The 19,566-nt window shown below is 42.1% G+C and carries 15 protein-coding genes; 2 read left to right on the top strand and 13 right to left on the bottom strand.

Annotation, left to right across the window (positions count from 1 at the left end):
* Positions 1-115: 115 nt before the first annotated feature.
* Positions 116-316: an alpha/beta-type small acid-soluble spore protein gene (locus RH061_RS07090; RefSeq protein WP_167831954.1), complete on the top strand. Its 201-nt coding sequence runs from the start codon at positions 116-118 to the stop codon at positions 314-316.
* A 101-nt stretch (positions 317-417) separates the two neighbouring features.
* Here the strand turns inward: RH061_RS07090 and RH061_RS07085 are convergent, their stop codons facing one another.
* The 9 genes from RH061_RS07085 to RH061_RS07045 all read right to left on the bottom strand — a co-directional run bounded on the left by RH061_RS07085 (position 418) and on the right by RH061_RS07045 (position 14,324).
* Entirely contained in the window at positions 418-1,497 is a 1,080-nt protein-coding gene (locus RH061_RS07085) for an anti-sigma factor domain-containing protein (protein ID WP_311074948.1), read from the bottom strand.
* On the bottom strand, positions 1,494-2,240 hold the full coding sequence (gene sigI / locus RH061_RS07080) for an RNA polymerase sigma factor SigI (RefSeq protein WP_311076314.1): 747 nt from the start codon (positions 2,238-2,240) through the stop codon (positions 1,494-1,496). Before sigI ends, RH061_RS07085 begins: the two co-directional genes overlap by 4 nt.
* 118 nt (positions 2,241-2,358) lie before the next feature.
* Complete coding sequence (locus tag RH061_RS07075; RefSeq protein WP_311074946.1) at positions 2,359-3,522, bottom strand: DUF5667 domain-containing protein; 1,164 nt, start codon at positions 3,520-3,522, stop codon at positions 2,359-2,361.
* A 182-nt stretch (positions 3,523-3,704) separates the two neighbouring features.
* On the bottom strand, positions 3,705-4,139 hold the full coding sequence (locus RH061_RS07070) for a hypothetical protein (RefSeq protein WP_311076313.1): 435 nt from the start codon (positions 4,137-4,139) through the stop codon (positions 3,705-3,707).
* A gap of 277 nt (positions 4,140-4,416) precedes the next feature.
* A complete protein-coding gene (locus tag RH061_RS07065) occupies positions 4,417-5,964 on the bottom strand; it encodes an aldehyde dehydrogenase family protein (protein WP_311074945.1) in 1,548 nt (515 codons plus the stop codon).
* Positions 5,965-5,993: 29 nt separating this feature from the next.
* Positions 5,994-7,091 (bottom strand): SDR family oxidoreductase, encoded by a 1,098-nt coding sequence (locus RH061_RS07060; protein ID WP_311074943.1) that lies wholly within the window; start codon positions 7,089-7,091, stop codon positions 5,994-5,996.
* Between the two features lie 203 nt (positions 7,092-7,294).
* Positions 7,295-10,561, bottom strand: a complete 3,267-nt coding sequence (locus RH061_RS07055) for an efflux RND transporter permease subunit (RefSeq protein ID WP_311074941.1) — start codon at positions 10,559-10,561, stop codon at positions 7,295-7,297.
* A 391-nt stretch (positions 10,562-10,952) separates the two neighbouring features.
* Complete coding sequence (locus tag RH061_RS07050) at positions 10,953-12,350, bottom strand: Na+/H+ antiporter NhaC family protein (RefSeq protein ID WP_311074938.1); 1,398 nt, start codon at positions 12,348-12,350, stop codon at positions 10,953-10,955.
* 399 nt (positions 12,351-12,749) lie between these two features.
* Entirely contained in the window at positions 12,750-14,324 is a 1,575-nt protein-coding gene (locus tag RH061_RS07045; RefSeq protein ID WP_311074936.1) for a peptide chain release factor 3, read from the bottom strand.
* A 146-nt stretch (positions 14,325-14,470) separates the two neighbouring features.
* On the opposite strand from RH061_RS07045, the gene RH061_RS07040 reads away from it, so the two are divergent.
* Positions 14,471-15,340: a metal-dependent hydrolase gene (locus tag RH061_RS07040; RefSeq protein WP_311074934.1), complete on the top strand. Its 870-nt coding sequence runs from the start codon at positions 14,471-14,473 to the stop codon at positions 15,338-15,340.
* A gap of 64 nt (positions 15,341-15,404) precedes the next feature.
* On the opposite strand, the gene RH061_RS07035 is transcribed toward RH061_RS07040, so the two are convergent.
* The 4 genes from RH061_RS07035 to treC all read right to left on the bottom strand — a co-directional run bounded on the left by RH061_RS07035 (position 15,405) and on the right by treC (position 19,537).
* Positions 15,405-15,617, bottom strand: a complete 213-nt coding sequence (locus RH061_RS07035) for a hypothetical protein (RefSeq protein WP_311074932.1) — start codon at positions 15,615-15,617, stop codon at positions 15,405-15,407.
* Positions 15,618-15,843: 226 nt separating this feature from the next.
* Positions 15,844-17,034, bottom strand: a complete 1,191-nt coding sequence (locus tag RH061_RS07030; protein WP_311074931.1) for an alanyl-tRNA editing protein — start codon at positions 17,032-17,034, stop codon at positions 15,844-15,846.
* 132 nt (positions 17,035-17,166) lie between these two features.
* Complete coding sequence (locus RH061_RS07025) at positions 17,167-17,574, bottom strand: YugN family protein (protein WP_311074929.1); 408 nt, start codon at positions 17,572-17,574, stop codon at positions 17,167-17,169.
* Positions 17,575-17,851: 277 nt separating this feature from the next.
* Positions 17,852-19,537, bottom strand: coding sequence for an alpha,alpha-phosphotrehalase (gene treC / locus RH061_RS07020; protein ID WP_311074927.1), 1,686 nt, complete (start codon positions 19,535-19,537; stop codon positions 17,852-17,854).
* Between the last annotated feature and the right edge of the window lie 29 nt (positions 19,538-19,566).

Raw genomic sequence — 19,566 nt, 5'->3', positions numbered from 1 at the left:
CACGGTAAACATTATCCAAAAGGATAAAAGATTACCATTCATGAACTTACAAGCATTGCTTAAACTAACATTACAGAGAAAATCTCTCTGTATACTATCAAAGGAGATGACATCAATGGCTCGAAATTCAAATAAATTGCTTGTTCCTGGCGTTGAACAATTCATGGACCAGGTTAAATATGAAATTGCTCAGGAATTCGGAGTTAGTCTCGGTTCTGATACAGTTTCCAGAGCAAACGGTTCAGTTGGCGGAGAGATCACAAAACGCCTTGTTCAGCAGGCACAGGCACAGCTCTCAGGAAAAGGCCAACAATAATATTGAGATCCAGCTATATATAAGATTTCCATTACGTCCCAAACAATTGAATATGACATGGAAAAAAGTCCGGATCGAAATCCGGACTTTTAAAATACTGGCTATTTTTTACCATTATTGCCTTTGTTTTCACCCTGAATGGCTTGCTTTTTACCTGATTGGCCTCTGTTGTTCTCAGTAGGCCCTTTTTGTGAATTAGGCTTTTTTTCATTTTTATATTGTTTTCCGTTATGAGCAATATTTTTATTAGGCTTATTGCCTGTATCAGAATGCTTGTTGTTATCCTGACCACGATTGTTTTTATCACTATTGTTGTTTCCCCTGCTTTGTTCAGGGAGAGACGGCTTTTCTTGTTTCGCTTTCCCGCTTTCACTTTCAGGATCATTCTTCTTTAACTGACCTGGCGGTATCTTCTTTTCTGGCTGTGGAGCAACAGAAGGTGCAGGCAGATCTTTCTTCACAGGCTCTGGCTTGGCGTTTTGACCTTTATCAGCCGGCTTTGCGGCAGGCTTCGATTTTTGCTTTTCTTTATAGACACCAATTGTGATTCCCTGCTTTTTTGCCTTCTCCCTTTCTTCACTTGTTGCTTCCATTACCTTTAAATCCAGGTCTTCTTTTTGTACTGAACTTTTAATTTCAGAAATCTTCTTTTCTAAAACCCGGTCTACAGATTCTTTTGCCTTCTTATTATGAACTGTTGCGATGACAACATCATTTTTTTCTTTAAAGAATCCATCTTCCTCGATTTCCTCGAGGATCATCTCTGCGACCCTGGCCGCATCTTCCTTTTTCCAATCCTTTATTTTCCCGATGATTTCTTCCCCTTCAGGGTTGTAGCCTTTCATGCGCAGGACCTTTAATTCATCATTGACTGCCAATTCAATGCTTGGATTCACATCAATGGACATGTAGGCGTACACCTGGCCGTTTTGATATGCAGGAACGAGTGCAGTCATAACAAGCATTAATGCCGCAGCAAGTGCAATGGTTTTCCCCTTGAAGCTATTTAAAAACCATAGATTGAATTTCTTTTCTTTAACTGCTTGCGTTTCTGGAAAAAAATGAATTTCTTCTCCTACCTGATAATCTTGTTGAAGCTTTCGGGCCCGTAAAAACTCGCCTTCGGGGGTCAACAATGTTAGGTAAAGATCATTGATTTCGAGGATAACCCCTTTTCTCATGTCTCTAACACCCCTTTAATATAATCCTTTAAATATACATAATCCCCAATTAATATAAGTGCAATTGCAATAATATATTTTCTGTTTCTCTCTATGGTTTTTCTGCTTACTTTGACCATGTCTTCCAGTTGCTTGATCGGAAGGCGCTTTTTATCTAGAAGCAAATTCTTTAGTTCCTCATTCTCAACCATGGATTTTGCAACAAGCATCGCGTTCTTCCGGGCATCCGCATGCTTAGGCGACTGCTCGAGCAGATCCTGGAAAGACAAATCAAATTCTTTCAGTACAGCTTGAAATTGGATGATTTCTTCTCTTCTAATTTCCTGTTCTGTTTTTTTCCGGAAATCATCGAGAGAAAGTTCATCTTCAATCGTCGACCTCTGCTGTTCTTCCTCATTTGGGTCATTCGATATATGGAAGCTGAGATTTTGATTCCGGCTTTGCTGACGGATATAATCAATTACTCTCCGCTTAATCATGACTTCTGCAAAGCTTAATAATGAATTCCCTTTTTCAGATGAATATTTTTGGATTGCCTCATTGAAAGCAATGAGGCCAATGCTAAATTCATCGTCCGATTCATGTATGTATCTCTTGCAGACAGACGAAACAGTCTTTGCGATAAATGGCTTATAAGAATCAATTAATTCATCTCTTAAAGCAGCATCCCCCTGGTGGATTTTTTCTACTGTTTCCTCCAGCGGCCTGCGCTTTTTCTTCGCCATGAACAATAAACTTAGCAATAGCCTCACCTCTTTCCTCCCCACATTATATCACAGCTTGTCAATTTCTCTTTCTGTGGGTAGGCAGTGAAAAGATAGCCTGTTTTGGCTACCTTTTCGAGTGTATTGTTCATTATGACTAATTTTTATCGTTACCTTTTCCGTTACCGTTACCTTTGCCGTTGTCATTGCCTTTGTTTCCAGGATTGTTCGATTTCTTTTCTGCTTTCTTTTCCTGTTTAGCCTGTTGTTTTTCTTCTTTCTTTTGATGCTGAGCTTCCTTGCGTTCTTGCTTTTCAGCAGCCTTCTGTCCTTTACGTTCTTGCTTCGCTTTTTCTTTTTCTACTTTTGGCGATACAACCGGAACTACAGTTGTGTCATCATTCACAGGCATTGTTTCATCTGCAGGTTCCTCAACAACAGGTGTTGGGAGAAGGTCTGGCTCAACAATTGGTTCTAATTCAACTGGTTCAGTTGTTTCTACTTCTTCCTCAACTGGTTTTTCAGCATACTTTCCCTCTAATTTAGCCAATTTTTTTGCCATTTTTGCGTATGTCTTGTCAATATTCTTTTGAAGCTGCGCTCTGGCATTGTCATTGCCAACATGCTCCATTGCTGCTTTCAATGCAATGATATTTTGTCTAAGCATTCCTTCAATCTGTTCGAAGGGATCTTCACTTTCAACTTCTTCTTCAGAACCTTCTTCCACTACTTCATCACCTGGCTCTTCAGTGACTTCATCATCGCCAGGCTCTTCCACGTCTTCAGCCGAGTCTTCTGGAGTTGTTTCTTCTGCATTTTCATCAGAGGCGGCGCCATCTTCCACTTCTGTTTCCTCTTCTGACTCAGCATCATCTTCCTTTGGAGCTTCTTCGTCTACAATATCCTGGGAAGTTTCCATGTACTGAACAGCAGCTTCGATTACTTGAAGCGCTTCTTCTTCTTTCCCTTCAGCGAACAATGCTCCCGCCTCTTGAAGGCGTTCTGCAGCATATGTAGCAAGCAATTCTGCTTCTTTAGCATTATCAAATGTAAAAGCGAGCCTTATTTTCTCCAATGCAATTTTCGCAAAGTAGAAGAAGTCGCCAGGAATCAAAGATGGATTTGTTTCTTCAAGCTCGTCAACCTGAGTCTTAGCTTCTTCAATCTCTTCCGGGCTGACATTCTGCAATTCAACAGTCTCGATCTCAGAATTGTTTTCTTCTGCCATTGCGATTGGCGAAAAAGTAAATGTTCCAGCTAGCACTAAAGCCAATGTACTCTTGGCAATTTTTTTCATCTCTTGGTTAGAAAGTTTCTTCATTCTCATTTCACCTCGTAAGTTTTGGGAGCGGCCGCTTTAATCACTACAAAGTTACGTTTGTGCTAAGTATGTTATGGGGGTTTTTTCAAAAAAAATAAAAAGCTTCAGCCAAAAATATGACTGAAGTGTTAGAAGATTGTTGTTATAGAGTAAATTATTACGAAATTTAGCGTTCCAAAAACCTAGTTATAATAAAACTTGAGTAATAACTTCCTGATGAGGAATCCGGTGAGTACGCCTGGAATGACAAAAAGCATTGGAAGAAATACGGGTCCTGGAAAGAGGCCGAATATTTTAACCTTTGGTGAGATCATCAAACCAACAGTTACAAAATAAGCAGAAAATGCAAAAGGCAAAAAGGTGATTTTTTCCTCCTCTGGCATGACGCTTCTATACGCATCCCACATGGCGAACATATATAAACATGGATAAAACATCAGCCACTGATAGTCAAGCACATGCATTGCCTTCTCAGTCTCCCCGAGGAAGCTGTACATGATTCCTTTGTTAAAATTGCTATTCACATTAACAAGGAACTCGAGTATGACAAAGAAGATCCCCTTGACAAGGTTTCCAGTCAGTAACTGAGCAAACCCTGGCAGTGCGATGCTCCACATTACCGCTTCTAGTTTGGTTAAGTTCTTTTTAATCGCCACGTCACGTTTCATCCTTTAGTCATATTATTAGTACTTTATGAGTCCCCAGGTCTCCACGTTGTCAAAAGGACACACGCTTTTAAAATTCCGCTTCAACTTGCTACTTGTTTTAGATTGTCCAAATTGTGCTTAGATTTATCATTTTTCCAGTTAATTGTTAAACTTATTTTGGATTACATCTTTTACCTTATTTAATGAACAAAGAAAACCGCCCCAAATATACCGGGACGGCCAATGATTATTTATTGTTCTTTAATAGGGCGATATAGTTTTTCACAAAGGAAAACCAATCTCTTTTTTCGGAAAAATAGCTTTTGAATAAATTCAGGAATAACGGATATTTACCTTTATATGGGTACCATTGTATTTCCGATTTCATGAAACCCATGTCTTCCATGATGGCTTTTTCATGACAAAAGATCCTTAATCCTGCTTCAGAATGATACCTGCCTATGCCGCTCTCCTTGGTCCCTCCAAACGGCAGGCCGTGGTTTGCCACTGTAATGAGTACATCATTGATGACGACAGCTCCAGACACAAGCCTGGAAGCGACACGGCGAGCCTTGGCTTTATCATTAGTCCAGACACTGGCATTCAGACCAAATACAGTACCATTTGCAAAGGTAATGGCTTCTTCTTCTGTATCGAATGGGACAACAGGAAGCAATGGGCCGAAAGATTCTTCCTGGATGATTTTCATATCCTGCTTCACTTCAGTAACAACTGTCAGCGGCAAAAACATGTCGCCCTTCCAGTCAGAAGGTTTCAATCCTGTTTCCAATTTCGCTCCTCGTTCAAGTGCTTCATCCAGCTGAGCTTTCACAACGTCTTTCTGACCAGGGAACGTCATGGATCCGACGTCCGCATCGATATCACTCCCTTGCTGAAGGGAATTGACTTCTTTTTTCAATTTCTCAAGGAACTTGCCATAGATTGACCGTTCAACATACAATCGCTCTGCACTCATGCAAACCTGGCCGCTATTTGTGAATGCGCCCCAGGCTGCTGCTTTTACCGCTCTATCGATGTTTGCATCCCCAAATACGATCATCGGGTCCTTGCCTCCAAGCTCCAGGGTCGTTGGAATTAAATCTTTCGCAGCCTGCTGCTGGATGATTTTTCCTGTCCGGACAGAGCCTGTAAAAAAGATATAGTCTGGCTTACCCGCAGTAAAAGCAGCACCTACTTCTTTTCCGCCATGAGCAACCTGGACGGTTCCTTCAGGGAAGCCGCAGCGCTTGAACAAATCCTCGATGCATTTCCCCACAAGCGGAGTCACTTCTGATGGTTTTAAAATGACAGAATTGCCACCTGCAAGTGCACTGATCATCGGAACCATTGCCAGCTGAAGCGGGTAATTCCATGGAGAAATAACAAGTACGACACCACGTGGCATATATTCAACAAAGGATTTTTTGCCGAAAAGCAACAATGGTGTTTTTACCTTTCTCCGGCTTAATACCTTTTCCGCATGTCTGATAATATGATCGATTGCATCAAGAGTCGGCATAATATCCGCCACGATTGATTCTGTCAACACCTTGCCGGTATCTTCTGAGATGATTTTTGCAATCTCGTCCATTTCCTCTACCATCAGCTGTTTCAGCTTCCTCAAGTACCGGGTACGCTCAGAAATGGCCAGGCTGCTCCAATATGAAAAACCATCCCTTGCCCCCTGGTACAGGAATGGAACTTCTTGGACAGGCGTCTCTTCGATTTCGGCTATAACCTTTCCAGTCGCTGGTGCCACAACAGATATCTTTTGTACCTCTTTAACTGAATGCATGTTCATTCACCTGCCAAAAATCATTAAATTTAAGATATATTGATCTGGAATTGTCTTTTATGTTTGTTCTCTTGGTAGAAAGCCGCCATAGCAGCAATTCCTTCCTTGAAATCTGGGCATCTTATTCCTGAATCCTTTAAGTCCTCCTGAGCCTGGGAGGAATCAAAACTTCCCTTCCATGTAAAATAATCAAGTGCTTCCTTTTCGACTCCAAGATACCTCCTGAGCACCTTGAAATTGAGTCCTCCTTTTGCCAGAGCGAGCGGAACGGCTCCTTTTGGCTGCTTTTTCATCAGTTCATACATCATCATGGCGTAAAGCTCAGATACCTTATATGGTTTAGGGTCTGTAAGATGATATGTTTTCCCTGCTCCCTTATCAACAAATGATAAATAGGTTGTGGCCTCAATAATATAATCCACCGGAACCAGATTGACAACACTCTCGCCCTTTCCGAGCTTTGGCAAAAATGGCATGAAGCTGAGGCGGTCGATAAAATTCATGATAAAATAAGGGCCATCAAACTTGATGGTTTCTCCTGTTCTTGAATGCCCCTTCACAATCCCAGGCCTGATGATTGTCACAGGCACTTCAGATTTCAATGCCTCTACAAGGACTTCTGCTTCATATTTAGTTTCTTCATAAAAGTTTTTAAAACCGGGGGGCTTGATTAATTCATTCTCGTACAAGATACCTTCCCGTTTGCCGGCAACAAAAGCAGTGCTGAAGTAAGTATATCGCTGGATATTCTTTAATGACTTCGACCAATCATTGACGTTCCTGGTACCCTCTACGTTGACACGATAGGCAATATCCTTTGGCACTGCCAGGTCATATATGGCTGCCAGATGGAAAACATGTGTTACTTCTGATTCGAGTTGAGCCTGTATCTCTTGGTCGATAGCCAGGCCACTGGCAGTAATGTCACCTTTAATGATCTCAAACTGGCTCTCCGACAGATTGAACTCTTGAATGATCGCTGCTCTCTCAGTATTTGCCTGATCAAACATATTAGGCAGTACTAGTACATGAACCTTTCCGTTACACTCATTTTTCCGCAAAACCTCTCGAATCAATTGATTGCTTATGAAACCCGGAAATCCTGTAAAAAAGTATCCGTACTCCATGAATGTCCTCCTCAACGTTAATTAGCTATATTTTAACGATTGGAGCAGACAACCGCAATAACTTTCCTGACTATTCAGAAAAATACGATGGATAACGGGGGCCAAAGCCTCGATTAAGCCCCTCATTTTCAGTGTCGTCATAAAGTAGCTGTTTTCAAAAAAGAAAAAATGCCTGGCATTGATCTTTGCCAGGCATCTTCATATTATCTTCTTCTTCTTAAATCATGATTTGAATCTTCATCTTCTTTTATGAGTTCAAGAAGCTCTTCTAACATTCCCGCCATTTCTTCTTTCGAATACTTCCCTTTTTGAAAGGATGTGTGTTTTCCTTCAACCTCTGAATAACCTGACTCTGTATGCTCTTTTAGCAGGTAGGCTGGAACAAGATGTCCATCTGGGGTCGCATACATTTTATTTCTTCTTCGATAATCCTTATCAAAGAAGCTATAGACCACCGGAATGACAAACAGTGTCAGGAAGGTACTGCTGATCAAGCCGCCAATGACCGTAATTCCCATTGGCTGATTGATTTCTGTCCCTTCCCCGACACCAAGGGCTAGCGGGAGCAGACCCAGGATCGTCGTCAGCGCCGTCATCAGGATAGGCCGTGTCCTATCCTTAACCGAAAGGACAATCGCTTCATGCGGAATCAATCCACGCTTTTTCTTCTGGTTAATATAGTCAACGATCACTATCGCATTGTTAACAACAATACCAGCAAGCACAATGATTCCGATAATCACTGTCAAGCTGACTGGTGTCCTGGTTGCTGTCAGTGCCACCGCAACACCAATTACCATTAACGGAACCGTAAACATGATGACAAAAGGATACTTCAATGACTCGAACTGAGCCGCCATGACAAGGTAAATCAAGATGATTGCCAGAACGAACGCCAAAACAAGATCATCAATTGAAGACTCGAGCAGCTCCCTATCTCCACTGAAGACAACTTCCGTTTCTTCCGGCAAGTCAAGTTCTTCTATCTTTTCATCAACCTTTTTGGAAATATCGCCAAGATTCGTTGAGGATTTGTATTTCATCGTGAATTCAACTGCACCCTGCTGATTGATTCTCTGAATTTTGACAGGACCGCTTCCTGTTTCAATATTAGCCACCTGTCCAAGAGTGACGTAATTCCCATCAGGCTTTTTGATTAAAAGCTGTTTCAGCTTATCGATATTCTCCGTTACTTCACTGTCATATTCCACATATACACCAAGAATTTCACCATCATTCCCAGGCATTTGCGTCGCCATATCCCCTCTGGTCACATTGTTGACGACCATGGCAATCTGAGCTGGTGCAAGTCCCTGGGCAAGTGCCTTTTCCCTGTCCACAGTTATTTGAATTTCCTCGACTGTTTCATTCTTGCTTGTAGTGAGTTCATTGACATCATCAAGTTCCCTTAATGAATCAGCTATTCGATCCACTGACTCATTCAGCCGTTTTTCACTGGAATCTCGAACGTTGAAAGTCAGGGTGTTCGGCGCGGACCCGGATGTGGACTGCATATTAAAATTAAGTTCAGCAGAGCTGTTTGAATTTGCCGCAGCTTGTTCCAGCTCTTTTTTTACATCATCGACAAACTGGAATGTACTGATTTCCCGTTCTTCAAGATCATCCATCTTTACATAAAGCTCACCGACATTTGCATTTGTCGTGCCCCTGAATGATGCCTCTTGAGTAGTGCCGATCAAACTTACATAGACATCGACATCTTCTTTATCTTTCAATTTATCTTCGAGTGCTGTCATGACCTTTTGAGTTTCTGAAAGAGCCGCCCCATTTTCGAGATTCACCCTGATGCTGAAGAATCCTTCATCAGTAGGAGGAATAAACTGAGTTCCTACTGTTGTCAGTCCATAACCGCCTCCGGCGAGCATGAGCAAAGTGACCAGGATGACAATGAAACGATGGCGGAGAGCCCACCTGATCGATTTTTCCAAACCTCTCATCGATCCTGAACGCTGCCTTCTTGCTTCCATGTTTTTCTTTGGCGCCTTCAACAGCCTGCTCGCCAACATAGGAACGACGGTCAATGCTACTACTAAGGAAGCAAATAAACTGAAAGAGATCGTCAATGCAAACTCTGTAAACAACTCGCCGATGATACCCGAAATGAATACGACCGGCAAAAACACAGCAACAGTCGTTAGAGTAGAAGCAGTAATGGCCGCTCCTACCTCCTTGGCTCCATCCCTGGCAGCAGTTTTCGGATCTTTGCCCATTGAAAGATGGCGATAAATATTTTCGATGACGACAATGGCATTATCAACTAGCATTCCTATCCCGAGTGCCAGCCCGCCAAGTGTCATGATATTAAGAGTGAAATCTGCAAAGAACATTAATACAAAGGTAAAGATGACTGAATATGGAATCGCAATCCCTATGATCAGTGGACTCTTTACATTTCTCAGGAAGAAGAACAGGACGGCCATCGCAAGCAATCCCCCGACAATCAGGGAATTGGAAATATTGCCAATCGCCATTTTGATATAATCACCTTGGTCAAAGAGGACCCCCGACTCGATTCCGGAGTATTTATCCCTTTCTAGCAAGGTCTCCAATTCCTTAAGAAAAGCCTCAGAAACTTCTGCAGTATTGGCATCGGATTGCTGGAGTACACTCAGCAGAACAGAGGGAGATTGATTCGTCCTTGTAATAGTGTTATCATCCTGTTTCTGCAGTTCAACCTTTCCAACATCCTCTAGTGTGACCTTTTGCTTTGTCAAAGGATTATTGAATACTGTCAGATTCTTCAAGGTATCTACTGAATCCAAAGTGCTGATGATCCTGGTCGTCAGTTCCTTGCCATCTGTCAAAATCGTGTCGCCTGGCATCGAAACATCATTCGCCCTGATCAGGTCGACAATATCAGACTGGCTCAGCTTGTAGTCCCTTAACTTCTCCTGGTCGAGTTCCACCCTTACTTCCTGGATGGATGTACCGGATAAATTGACACTTGCCACTCCATCAACCTTTGTGAGCTCCAATTCCAGCTCTTCGGCCAGTTCCCTTAGTGCGGATTCATCCTGGTCTGAGCTTAATGATAACTGGATGACTGGAAATTGAGATGGATCGAATTTCATGAATCTTGGCTTATTCGCATCGTCCGGAATCGGTGTCATATCCAGCCTTTGGATGACCTCATCCTGAATATCATCAATATTGGTTGTCCATGAAAACTGCATCAGGATAAGGTTGGCACCCTCCTGTGATGTCGATGTCATCGTCTTGATTCCTGGAAGCGTAGCCAGATTCGCTTCAAGTGGCTTAGTGACCTTTTCGACTACTTCCTGCGGACTTGCTCCCTGATAATTGGTCACAACGACCCCAACAGGAGGATTTATATCCGGAATCAGTTTCAGAGGAATCCTCATCAATGAAACAACCCCAAGTATCAGGACCAAAAACATGGTCACTAATGTAAAAACAGGTCTTCTGATTGAAAAATTACTGATTTTCATATGCGAACTCCTTTCGGCAATAAACACAATGACTGACCGGACGGTTATTATTCTACCATCCTAAATATAGTGAAGCACGGTGGATATTTCAACTATCCAGTATGCAATTTAAAAGAACAATTTTTAACATTCGTTTAGCGTAAGCATACCTTCCATTTTATATGAAACAAGTGATTAATGAAAATTTTAGGCGTATAGTATTATCATCTATTTCAACTAAAAGATCATGGTCCGAGTCAAAACTGTTCGGGCACATATATACTTCTTATGTTACGCGTTTTCTGCTTTGCCACCGAGTTCGGATATATCCCTTTTTTGTTCCTGGTTTCCTGCTTTGCCATCGAGTTCGTGCACATAATTAACATTATGAAAGCAACAAAAAAGCGGCAGCTTATGCCACCGCATTTTTCCCAGTATTCGATAAGGTTATGCCAGTAAATCCTGCCGCCAGTGTCAATACTGGTGACAGTAAACAAAAGAACGCAAATGGTAGATACTCCATCGTGCTGACTCCTAGGACGCTAGTGAGGAACACGCCGCATACACTCCAGGGAACAAGCGGGTTAAGTACAGTCCCGGCATCCTCCAGGACACGGGAAAGATTTTTCGGATGAAGTCCTGCTTTTTCAAAATGGCCTGCAAATGTGTTCCCGGTTAAAATGATCGAGAGATATTGCTCACCAATCAAAAAGTTGATTCCAATCGCAGATAAAGCTGTGGAACCAATCAGGACAGGCACCTTTTCAAGATTGCCGGCGAGCCCTTTCAATAGAGCAGGAAGAACGCCGAGCTTAAACAGCAATCCTCCCATGCTTAAGGCGAGAAGTACAAGGGATACTGAAAAAAACATACTTTCAAGTCCCCCGCGGGATAACAGCGAATCTAGCTGCTTGTTTCCACTTTCAGAAACATACCCTGTGTATAGAATTCCTGGAAGCGACCCCCAATCTTTTTGAGGGACAACCATCATACTGATGATCATTGCGGAAACCGTACCTGCTCCAAGTGTTAGTATAGAAGATACTTTTTTCACGGCAAGAATCGCAAGGATCCCCAGCGGAATGAGCGAGTACCAGTGGACAAGATTCATCTCTAGGAGAGTATTTTTTAAATTTTTTAGTTTCGTAAAGTCAGCTGAACTTAATTCTGGCGACAAGGAAGCGAACAAGACAACTGAAATGACGAACGCAGGTACCGTTGTCCAGGACATATTTTTAATATGTTCAAATAGATCGACTTTCACAGTAGAAGACGCCAGGACCGTCGTATCCGATAGCGGTGACATTTTATCCCCCAGGAATGCACCCGAAACTACTGCACCAGCTGTGATTGCCAATGAGAAGCCCAGTGTTTCACTGACAGCGATGAACGCGACACCGATTACCGCGGAGGTTGTCAGTGAACTGCCAATGCTCAACCCAATAACAGATGTGACGATAAAGACAATCGCATAAAACCACTTTCCAGTCACTAACTCAAATGCAAAATAAATCAATGTAGGTATGGTTCCTGCAGCAATCCAGCTGCTGACCAGCATCCCAATGAAGAAAAAAATCATTACAGCACCGAGCCCAGCCTTTGCACCGTCAATCATACTTTGTTCAAGCTCAGACATCTTGATTTTTTTCAACAATCCATAAAGGATCAAAAAGCCGATCCCCGCCAGGACCGGAATATGTGGCATTAATTCCAGTTTTATCATGCCATAACCGATTCCTGTCAGAAGCAAAAATATGACAGCAGCTGCCTCTGAAGTTTTCAGTGTAATGGTCTGGTTTTGGTTTAACATGATGATTCCCCCAATTAGAAGTAAAATACAAAAAGCTCCACTAAGTCTAGGGACGAAGGAGCTCCGCGGTACCACCCTAATTGGCAAACAAAATCTGCCCACTTCATTAACAGTGCCTGTTCACGACAGGTGTAATTCGAATCAGCCATTGCCTGGATTTTCAGCAACCATCCAGTTTCTTTTTGCTGCTCATGGGGATTCTACTAATTTCTGTCCGCACTGTTCGTTAACTTTTGTACTTAAACGCTTTTATGCATAAAAGCGTTATAGAATAATATTAATATAGTACCTGGCCTGGGAAATGTCAATAGATTTCTACTTCTAAAGTTGAAATTTTGCAATGCCTTCGTATAGATGTCTATAAAAAAAGAGCCGGCATTGAAATGCCGGCTCTAGCTTTTATGAAGCATCCATAGGATTATAAAGTTTTACTTCTGGATTCTTGTCCTGGAACCATCTTAAAGCAAATTCATTCTCGAATAGAAAAACTTTTTTGTCATAACGGTCCGTCACAAGCAGGCTTCTTGAGCTGGACAGGTTTTCGTTAACATCATCGCCTTCAATCCAGCGTGCAATCTTCGAACCCTGTCTTTCCATCAGGACTTCAACATTATATTCATTTCGCATCCTTGCTTCGAATACTTCGAATTGAAGCTGGCCTACAGCGCCAAGGAGGTACTCTTCCGTCTTCAAGGTCTTGAATAGCTGAATGGCCCCCTCCTGTACAAGCTGCTGGATCCCTTTGTGGAAATGCTTCTGTTTCATGACGTTCTTGGCAGTAACCCTTACGAATAATTCTGGTGTGAACTGCGGAAGCCTTTCATATTGGAATCCTTCCTTGCCAGAAACGATCGTATCGCCAATCTGGTATGTGCCCGGATCGTAAAGCCCGATGATGTCACCTGCAACAGCTTCCTCAACGGTACTGCGATCATCAGCCATGAACTGGGTTGATTGCGCAAGTTTCATTGCTTTTCCTGTACGGCTAAGCTGGACGGTCATACCTCGTTCAAACTTGCCAGAGCAGATGCGGAGAAAAGCAATTCTATCGCGGTGGGCAGGGTTCATGTTCGCCTGTATTTTAAAAATGAACCCAGAAAACTCTTCTGATTGTGGATCAATTTCCCCTGCCGTCGAATTCCTTGGCTGTGGCTCTGGAGCAAATTGCAGATAAGAATCCAGGAATGTTTGGACACCGAAAGTCGTAAGGGCACTTCCGAAAAATACAGGTGTCAATGTTCCATCGGCAATCCGTTCCTTGGAAAACTCATTTCCCGCCTCATCCAATAGCATGATTTCTTCTAATGTCTGGTCATACAAGGAAGACTCTTTCATAGAATGGTCTCCATCTATTTCGCCTTCTTCATTTAATGGAATAAAGCGTTGGTCTTCATCTACACGGAACTGCTCGATCCGTTTGTTGAAACGGTCATAGATTCCGAGGAACTCCTTGCCCATGCCAATTGGCCAGTTCATCGGATATGATTCAATCCCAAGCACCTCTTCCAATTCAGCTAAAAGTTCCAGTGGCGCTTTCCCCTGACGGTCCAGCTTGTTGATGAAAGTGAAGATTGGAATTCCTCTCATTCGGCAAACCTTAAAAAGCTTCAGAGTTTGGTCCTCAATACCCTTTGCGGAGTCAATGATCATCACGGCACTGTCGACCGCAGTTAATGTTCTATAGGTATCCTCAGAGAAATCCTGGTGGCCTGGAGTGTCAAGAATGTTGACCTTGAAGCCATCATACTCAAATTGCATGACACTGGAGGTTACGGAAATTCCACGCTGCTTCTCGATTTCCATCCAGTCACTCGTCGCGAACTTCCCTGTCTTTTTTGCTTTTACCGTACCAGCATCACGGATTGCGCCGCCGAATAACAGCAATTTTTCCGTAAGCGTCGTTTTCCCGGCATCCGGGTGGGAAATAATCGCGAATGTTCTTCGCGATTGTACTTCATCTCTTAATTTTTTCATGATTATATGTTTCCTTTCTGTTTAAAGGGAAAATCCTCATAAATTTAATCTTATCTTTCTGGCGGTAAGTTTGCAATCCTGCAAATGCATATCAGAACTTTTAAAAATTTTCCTTTACCGTTTATAATAGCTTCAGGAGGTGCAACATGGATTCAATTACACATACACTTTTCGGTTTAGCCTTGTATGGCGCCGTTGATAAAAAACATATGGAAAAATCGCAAAAGCGAGCCTATCTGCTCACCGCAGTCGGCGCAAGCCAGATTCCGGACATTGATGTCATTTCACAACTCTGGGATCAAGAAGGACTTTACCAGATGTGGCACCGCGGCATCACCCACTCGATTTTCCTGACCCCATTATGGGCCGCTTTATTTATTCTACTATCTTTCCTTCTATTTAAAGTAAAAGATGTAAAACTTTTTTTCCTGGGGTGGCTGGCAGTCGTCATCCATAATACAAGCGATCTATTCAACGCATGGGGAACTGGCTATCTCGAGCCATTTTCCAATATCAGAGTCACATTTGGGACGATCCCCATCATTGACTTCGTATTCTGGGTGATTCTTGGCACAGCATTTGTTGCTTCAAAGTTCAATAAGCTAAAAAGTCCAGCCTACTTCAAACTAGCTTGGATGTTCATAGCTCTGCACGTTGTGATCCAAAGTGTCCAGGGATGGATTTTATATAATCAATATGAGGAAGAATATGAGCAAATTGCCCTCTCAGCAGGTTTCATTCCATGGACATATACGGTCATTGCCAAAAATAATGATGAAGTCACCATTTTTAACGATAACCTATTTAAAGAAAGAACCCTTCAATATGAGCTAACTTCTGCTGAGAATGCAGACCTCAATGATTTATTCACTAAGAAGCCTGAAGCTAAGACACTTACTGAATGGTCGCCTTTTGTCGTGATTGTTGACGACGGAGATAGATTGGGAGTATACGACCCACGCTTTTACCGAAATGGACAATCCTTTCTGTTTGAATACATTGATAAAACTCAGTAAAGTTTCTTACCAAACAAGCAAAAAGAGCAGCCAAAATTTTTCTGGCTGCTCCGTCTATACCCAATTACATTTTTTCTGCTATGTCATCCATCATTTCATCTATAGTAACAGTTATCTCATTTGTTTTCCTTGCTACTGCAATCGTGAATTCCAATAACTCTTTATATTTTTCTACTGGAATCATTGAATTCGTCTTCTCGTATTCATTCACTTTAAGACCGAGATTTTGCAGAATCATGATTGCCTCTTCTACAGATCCTCTTTCAACTTCAAACATTCTGATTCCCCCTATTTCTCTGGTTGAATTCCATTATGAGGGAGTTAAACCTATTTTTAAATGGTAAAACTTTCATTAATAACCAATTACAATGTCAAAATTAGGTTATAAGTCGGTGTTTTTCATGATGCAACAGTAAAAATAGTAGTTAAGATGATTTTTCGTAAGAATTCACCACTTTAGAACTAGATCTATCTGCCTTAAAATCGTTTTGATATTTCATATTCTATTCACAAGATTGGATAAATCCGGTAACCTTCCTGATGAATTCTTCACCAGAAATCAACTTGCCTCCGCCCTGTACGAGGGTTTCGTTTCCGCCTCCCTTTCCCTCAATAAGGGACAGGGCCTCCTTTGCCCATTCCTTCAAATTGCCTTCTGCATTCTTTCCCTTTGCCAACACAAACTGCAGCTTGTCTTTATTTTCAGACACAAGCAAAAATACCTTTTCTTCTGCATCCACTGCCAGCAGCCTGGCCAGCTTTTGAAGTTCCTGAATGCTCCTGTCCTGAAATACAGTGCTCACGATATCGGTTTTTCCTGCCCTGATAATCTCTGCTGCCTCGAATTTTAATAATTTTTCCTTCAATTCTTCAACAGACTTTTCAAGTTCTTTCTTTTGTCCAAGGAGCCGATTTACTGCTGCACTCAAATCCTGTTCTGGTGCATTGAGCTGGACTGTAAGTTCCTTGATGATTTCATGTTTTTTGCCAAGCTGGTTTATTACCCTCTGGCCGCAAACAAACTCAACACGGACGATTTTCTTTTGTCTTTCCCAACCGAGGATTTTCAACGAGCCAACCTCTGCAGTGCTGTTTGGATGTGTTCCGCCACAGCCATTATAGTCAAAGTCAGGTATGATGACGAGCCTGATATTATGTGATACTGATAACTCTTTCCTAAGCCTGTACAGCTTCAATTCTTCTTCATCAACCCATTTAGTGATAATTGGGCGGTTTTCGAGAATCACCTGGTTAGCCAGTTCCTCTACCTTTGCCGCCTCTTTAGCAACTAGCCTTTCTGTGTCAAGGTCAATTGTCAATGTATCTTTACCAAGATGGAAGCTCACCGTTTTATAACCATACATCTCCTCAAATGCTGCGGAAAGAATATGCTGCCCGGCATGCTGCTGCATATGGTCAAATCTGCGCTCCCAATTTATTTCCCCTTCAATATGATCACATACAACTAAACTATCTTTTATGTAATGACGGATCTCGTCGTCAACCTCCTCGACATCCACTACCTCAATTCCATTCAGGTATCCAGTATCGAATGGCTGTCCGCCGCCAGTCGGATAAAAAGCGGTCTCTGAAAGGGTGACATACTTCCTTCCTGCGGTATCTTCTTTTTGCTCAATCAATTCCGCAGAAAACTTTTTTAAGTATGCATCCCGATAATACAATTTATGTTCCATGGCAATATTCACGCTCCGATATGTAACTTATGGTTTCCAGTATAGCATTTTTAAAGGAAGCAGTAGTATTGTCCAATAGAAAATCCACATAAAAGACAGCTCCCTGAAATGGAAGCTGCCTCCTCTACACTATTAAACACCTAATGCCTGTTCGGCCCTGTTGATCAGTGCTTCCCCTCTTTCAACAAGTTCCTTTGGGAATGGAGCATCCTTGTCAGCAGGAGCTTTAAATTGGTTTAAGGAGCCGGTTAGTGCACCGATATTGCCTTCCTCATCAACATCTGTCTCAAATTGATGATCCAGCAGGAACGGCGTCCCAATCTGCACGAATGTGCCTTCATCATCCAGCGGACCTCCCGTTGACTTGAATGGAATCCGTACGTATTGGCGGTCACCATGGTCATCATTCAATTTGTAGTCAATGTACGCATGGTCATATTCCCACTGGCCATTGACATTGAAACCAAGCGGTCCTAGTTTTTGTTTCAATTCTCCTACAGTAAGCTCTTTTCCGTCTATATTTGATTGAATCGGAATCATAGCATAAACCTCATTTCATTTGGGATCGTCTCTTAACTTACTTTTTCCACCCAGAAATGAACATCAAACCTGCTTTAGCATACTGGGAATAAGAGAATCGTCCATTATCGCAGTTCAACAATGCATATGGATATTAATCCCGTACTATCAGGGATGTGAATCTCTACAATGATTCTCTATAACTTCACTATGGATTTCTACGAAATGGCTGTTATTCTCTACAAATTCCAAAAACTTAAAAAAAGTGGAGACCACAAAGGGCCTCCACTTTTCATTCTTATTTATTTAAATAATAAATAACCGATTCGTAAGGACGAAGTTTAATCCGTGATACATCTTCCCCAGAATCTTGATAGTTCGAGAGCAGAATCTCCACCTTATATCCATCTGCCTCTACAGTCTCTGGCAGTTCAAAAACAGTATCTTTTCCATAAAAATTATTAACGACAAGCAGTTTTTCATCCTGTCCGTTTCTGACATAAGCAAAAATTTCAGGATCTTCCTCAAGAATCAGCTGATAATCTCCATAGGTGATGATGTCATATTGCTTCCGCAATTGTATCAGCTTTTTATAATGATAAAACACTGAATTTTCATCTGCGAGCGCATTTTCAACATTCACCGTTTGATAATTTCCGGCAACACTGATCCATGGAGTACCGCTTGTAAATCCTGCATGCTTTTCTGCATTCCATTGTACAGGAGTCCTCGAGTTGTCTCGCGACTTGCTTTGCAAAATCTTAAGGATCTTCTCCTTGGACATGCCTTCTTCCATTTTCATTTTATAAATATTCAAGGATTCAACATCCCGGTAATCCTCGATTTTTTTAAAATATGGATTGGTCATGCCGATTTCTTCACCCTGATAGATATAAGGTGTCCCCTGCAGCATATGCACTGCGGTTCCCAGCATTTTAGCTGATTCAAGGCGGTATTGACCATCATCTCCATAACGGGAAACGACCCTCGGCTGGTCATGATTGCACCAGAACAGGGCATTCCAACCGCCTCCCTTGTGCATTTCCACCTGCCATAAAGACAGGATCCGTTTAAGGGCTAGAAAATCAAAATCAGCAAGAGTCCACTTGTCACCATTCTCATAGTCCACCTTTAAGTGATGGAAGTTGAAGGTCATGCTTAATTCGTTCCGCTCAGGATTCGAATATTTGATGCAGTTCTCAATCGTTGTAGATGACATCTCGCCAACCGTCATACTGTCATACTTAGAAAGAACCTCAGAATTCATTTCCTGCAAATACTCGTGCACCTTTGGTCCATCTGTATAAAATTTCCGGCCATCTCCCGGAGGTACCGAGCCATCATCATCAGGGAATTCCTGATCCTTTGAAATTAGGTTAATAACATCAAGCCTGAAGCCATCAATCCCTTTTTTAAACCAATAATGCATCATTTCATAAACATCATTGCGGACCTGTTCATTTTCCCAATTCAGATCAGCCTGTGTCACATCGAATAAATGAAGGTAATATTGTCCTGTTGCCTCATCATATTCCCATGCATTCCCGCCGAATTTGGATTCCCAATTAGTAGGTGCACTTCCGTCTTCCTTTGGGTCTTTCCAGATATAATAATTGCGGTAACGGCTGTCCCTGGATTTCAAGGCATCCTGGAACCACTCATGCTCAGTTGATGAGTGGTTCACGACTAAATCCATGATAATTTTGATGCCGCGTGAATGTGCTTCCTCAAGCATACGGTCGAAGTCATCCATCGTCCCGTATTCTTCATATATTTGATAATAATTTCTTATATCGTAGCCATTATCTCGCTGCGGTGAATCATAGACTGGCGTCAGCCATAACACGTCCACTCCCAGCTCTTTCAAATAATCCAGCTTGGCGATAATCCCCGGCAGGTCGCCTGTTCCATTGCCAGTTGTATCATAAAAACTCTTTGGATAGATTTGATAGACAACCGACTTTTTCCACCATGGTTCAGTCATGATAAAATATCCACCTCCATCAGGATTTA

This window comes from Mesobacillus jeotgali (assembly GCF_031759225.1).
Classification (GTDB): domain Bacteria; phylum Bacillota; class Bacilli; order Bacillales; family Cytobacillaceae; genus Mesobacillus; species Mesobacillus jeotgali_B.
The sequence above is the reverse complement of the archived record's forward strand: the minus strand, read 5'-3'. Positions and strand labels throughout refer to the sequence as shown.

Coding starts and splice junctions, on each gene's coding strand:
- RH061_RS07090 (WP_167831954.1), top strand. CDS start 116: ATGGCTCGAAATTCAAATAAATTGCTTGTTCCTGGCGTTGAACAATTC.
- RH061_RS07085 (WP_311074948.1), bottom strand. CDS start 1,497: ATGAGAAAAGGGGTTATCCTCGAAATCAATGATCTTTACCTAACATTG.
- RH061_RS07075 (WP_311074946.1), bottom strand. CDS start 3,522: ATGAAGAAACTTTCTAACCAAGAGATGAAAAAAATTGCCAAGAGTACA.
- RH061_RS07070 (WP_311076313.1), bottom strand. CDS start 4,139: ATGTGGAGCATCGCACTGCCAGGGTTTGCTCAGTTACTGACTGGAAAC.
- RH061_RS07065 (WP_311074945.1), bottom strand. CDS start 5,964: ATGCATTCAGTTAAAGAGGTACAAAAGATATCTGTTGTGGCACCAGCG.
- RH061_RS07060 (WP_311074943.1), bottom strand. CDS start 7,091: ATGGAGTACGGATACTTTTTTACAGGATTTCCGGGTTTCATAAGCAAT.
- RH061_RS07055 (WP_311074941.1), bottom strand. CDS start 10,561: ATGAAAATCAGTAATTTTTCAATCAGAAGACCTGTTTTTACATTAGTG.
- RH061_RS07050 (WP_311074938.1), bottom strand. CDS start 12,350: ATGTTAAACCAAAACCAGACCATTACACTGAAAACTTCAGAGGCAGCT.
- RH061_RS07045 (WP_311074936.1), bottom strand. CDS start 14,324: ATGAAAAAATTAAGAGATGAAGTACAATCGCGAAGAACATTCGCGATT.
- RH061_RS07040 (WP_311074934.1), top strand. CDS start 14,471: ATGGATTCAATTACACATACACTTTTCGGTTTAGCCTTGTATGGCGCC.
- RH061_RS07035 (WP_311074932.1), bottom strand. CDS start 15,617: ATGTTTGAAGTTGAAAGAGGATCTGTAGAAGAGGCAATCATGATTCTG.
- RH061_RS07030 (WP_311074931.1), bottom strand. CDS start 17,034: ATGGAACATAAATTGTATTATCGGGATGCATACTTAAAAAAGTTTTCT.
- RH061_RS07025 (WP_311074929.1), bottom strand. CDS start 17,574: ATGATTCCGATTCAATCAAATATAGACGGAAAAGAGCTTACTGTAGGA.
- treC (WP_311074927.1), bottom strand. CDS start 19,537: ATGACTGAACCATGGTGGAAAAAGTCGGTTGTCTATCAAATCTATCCA.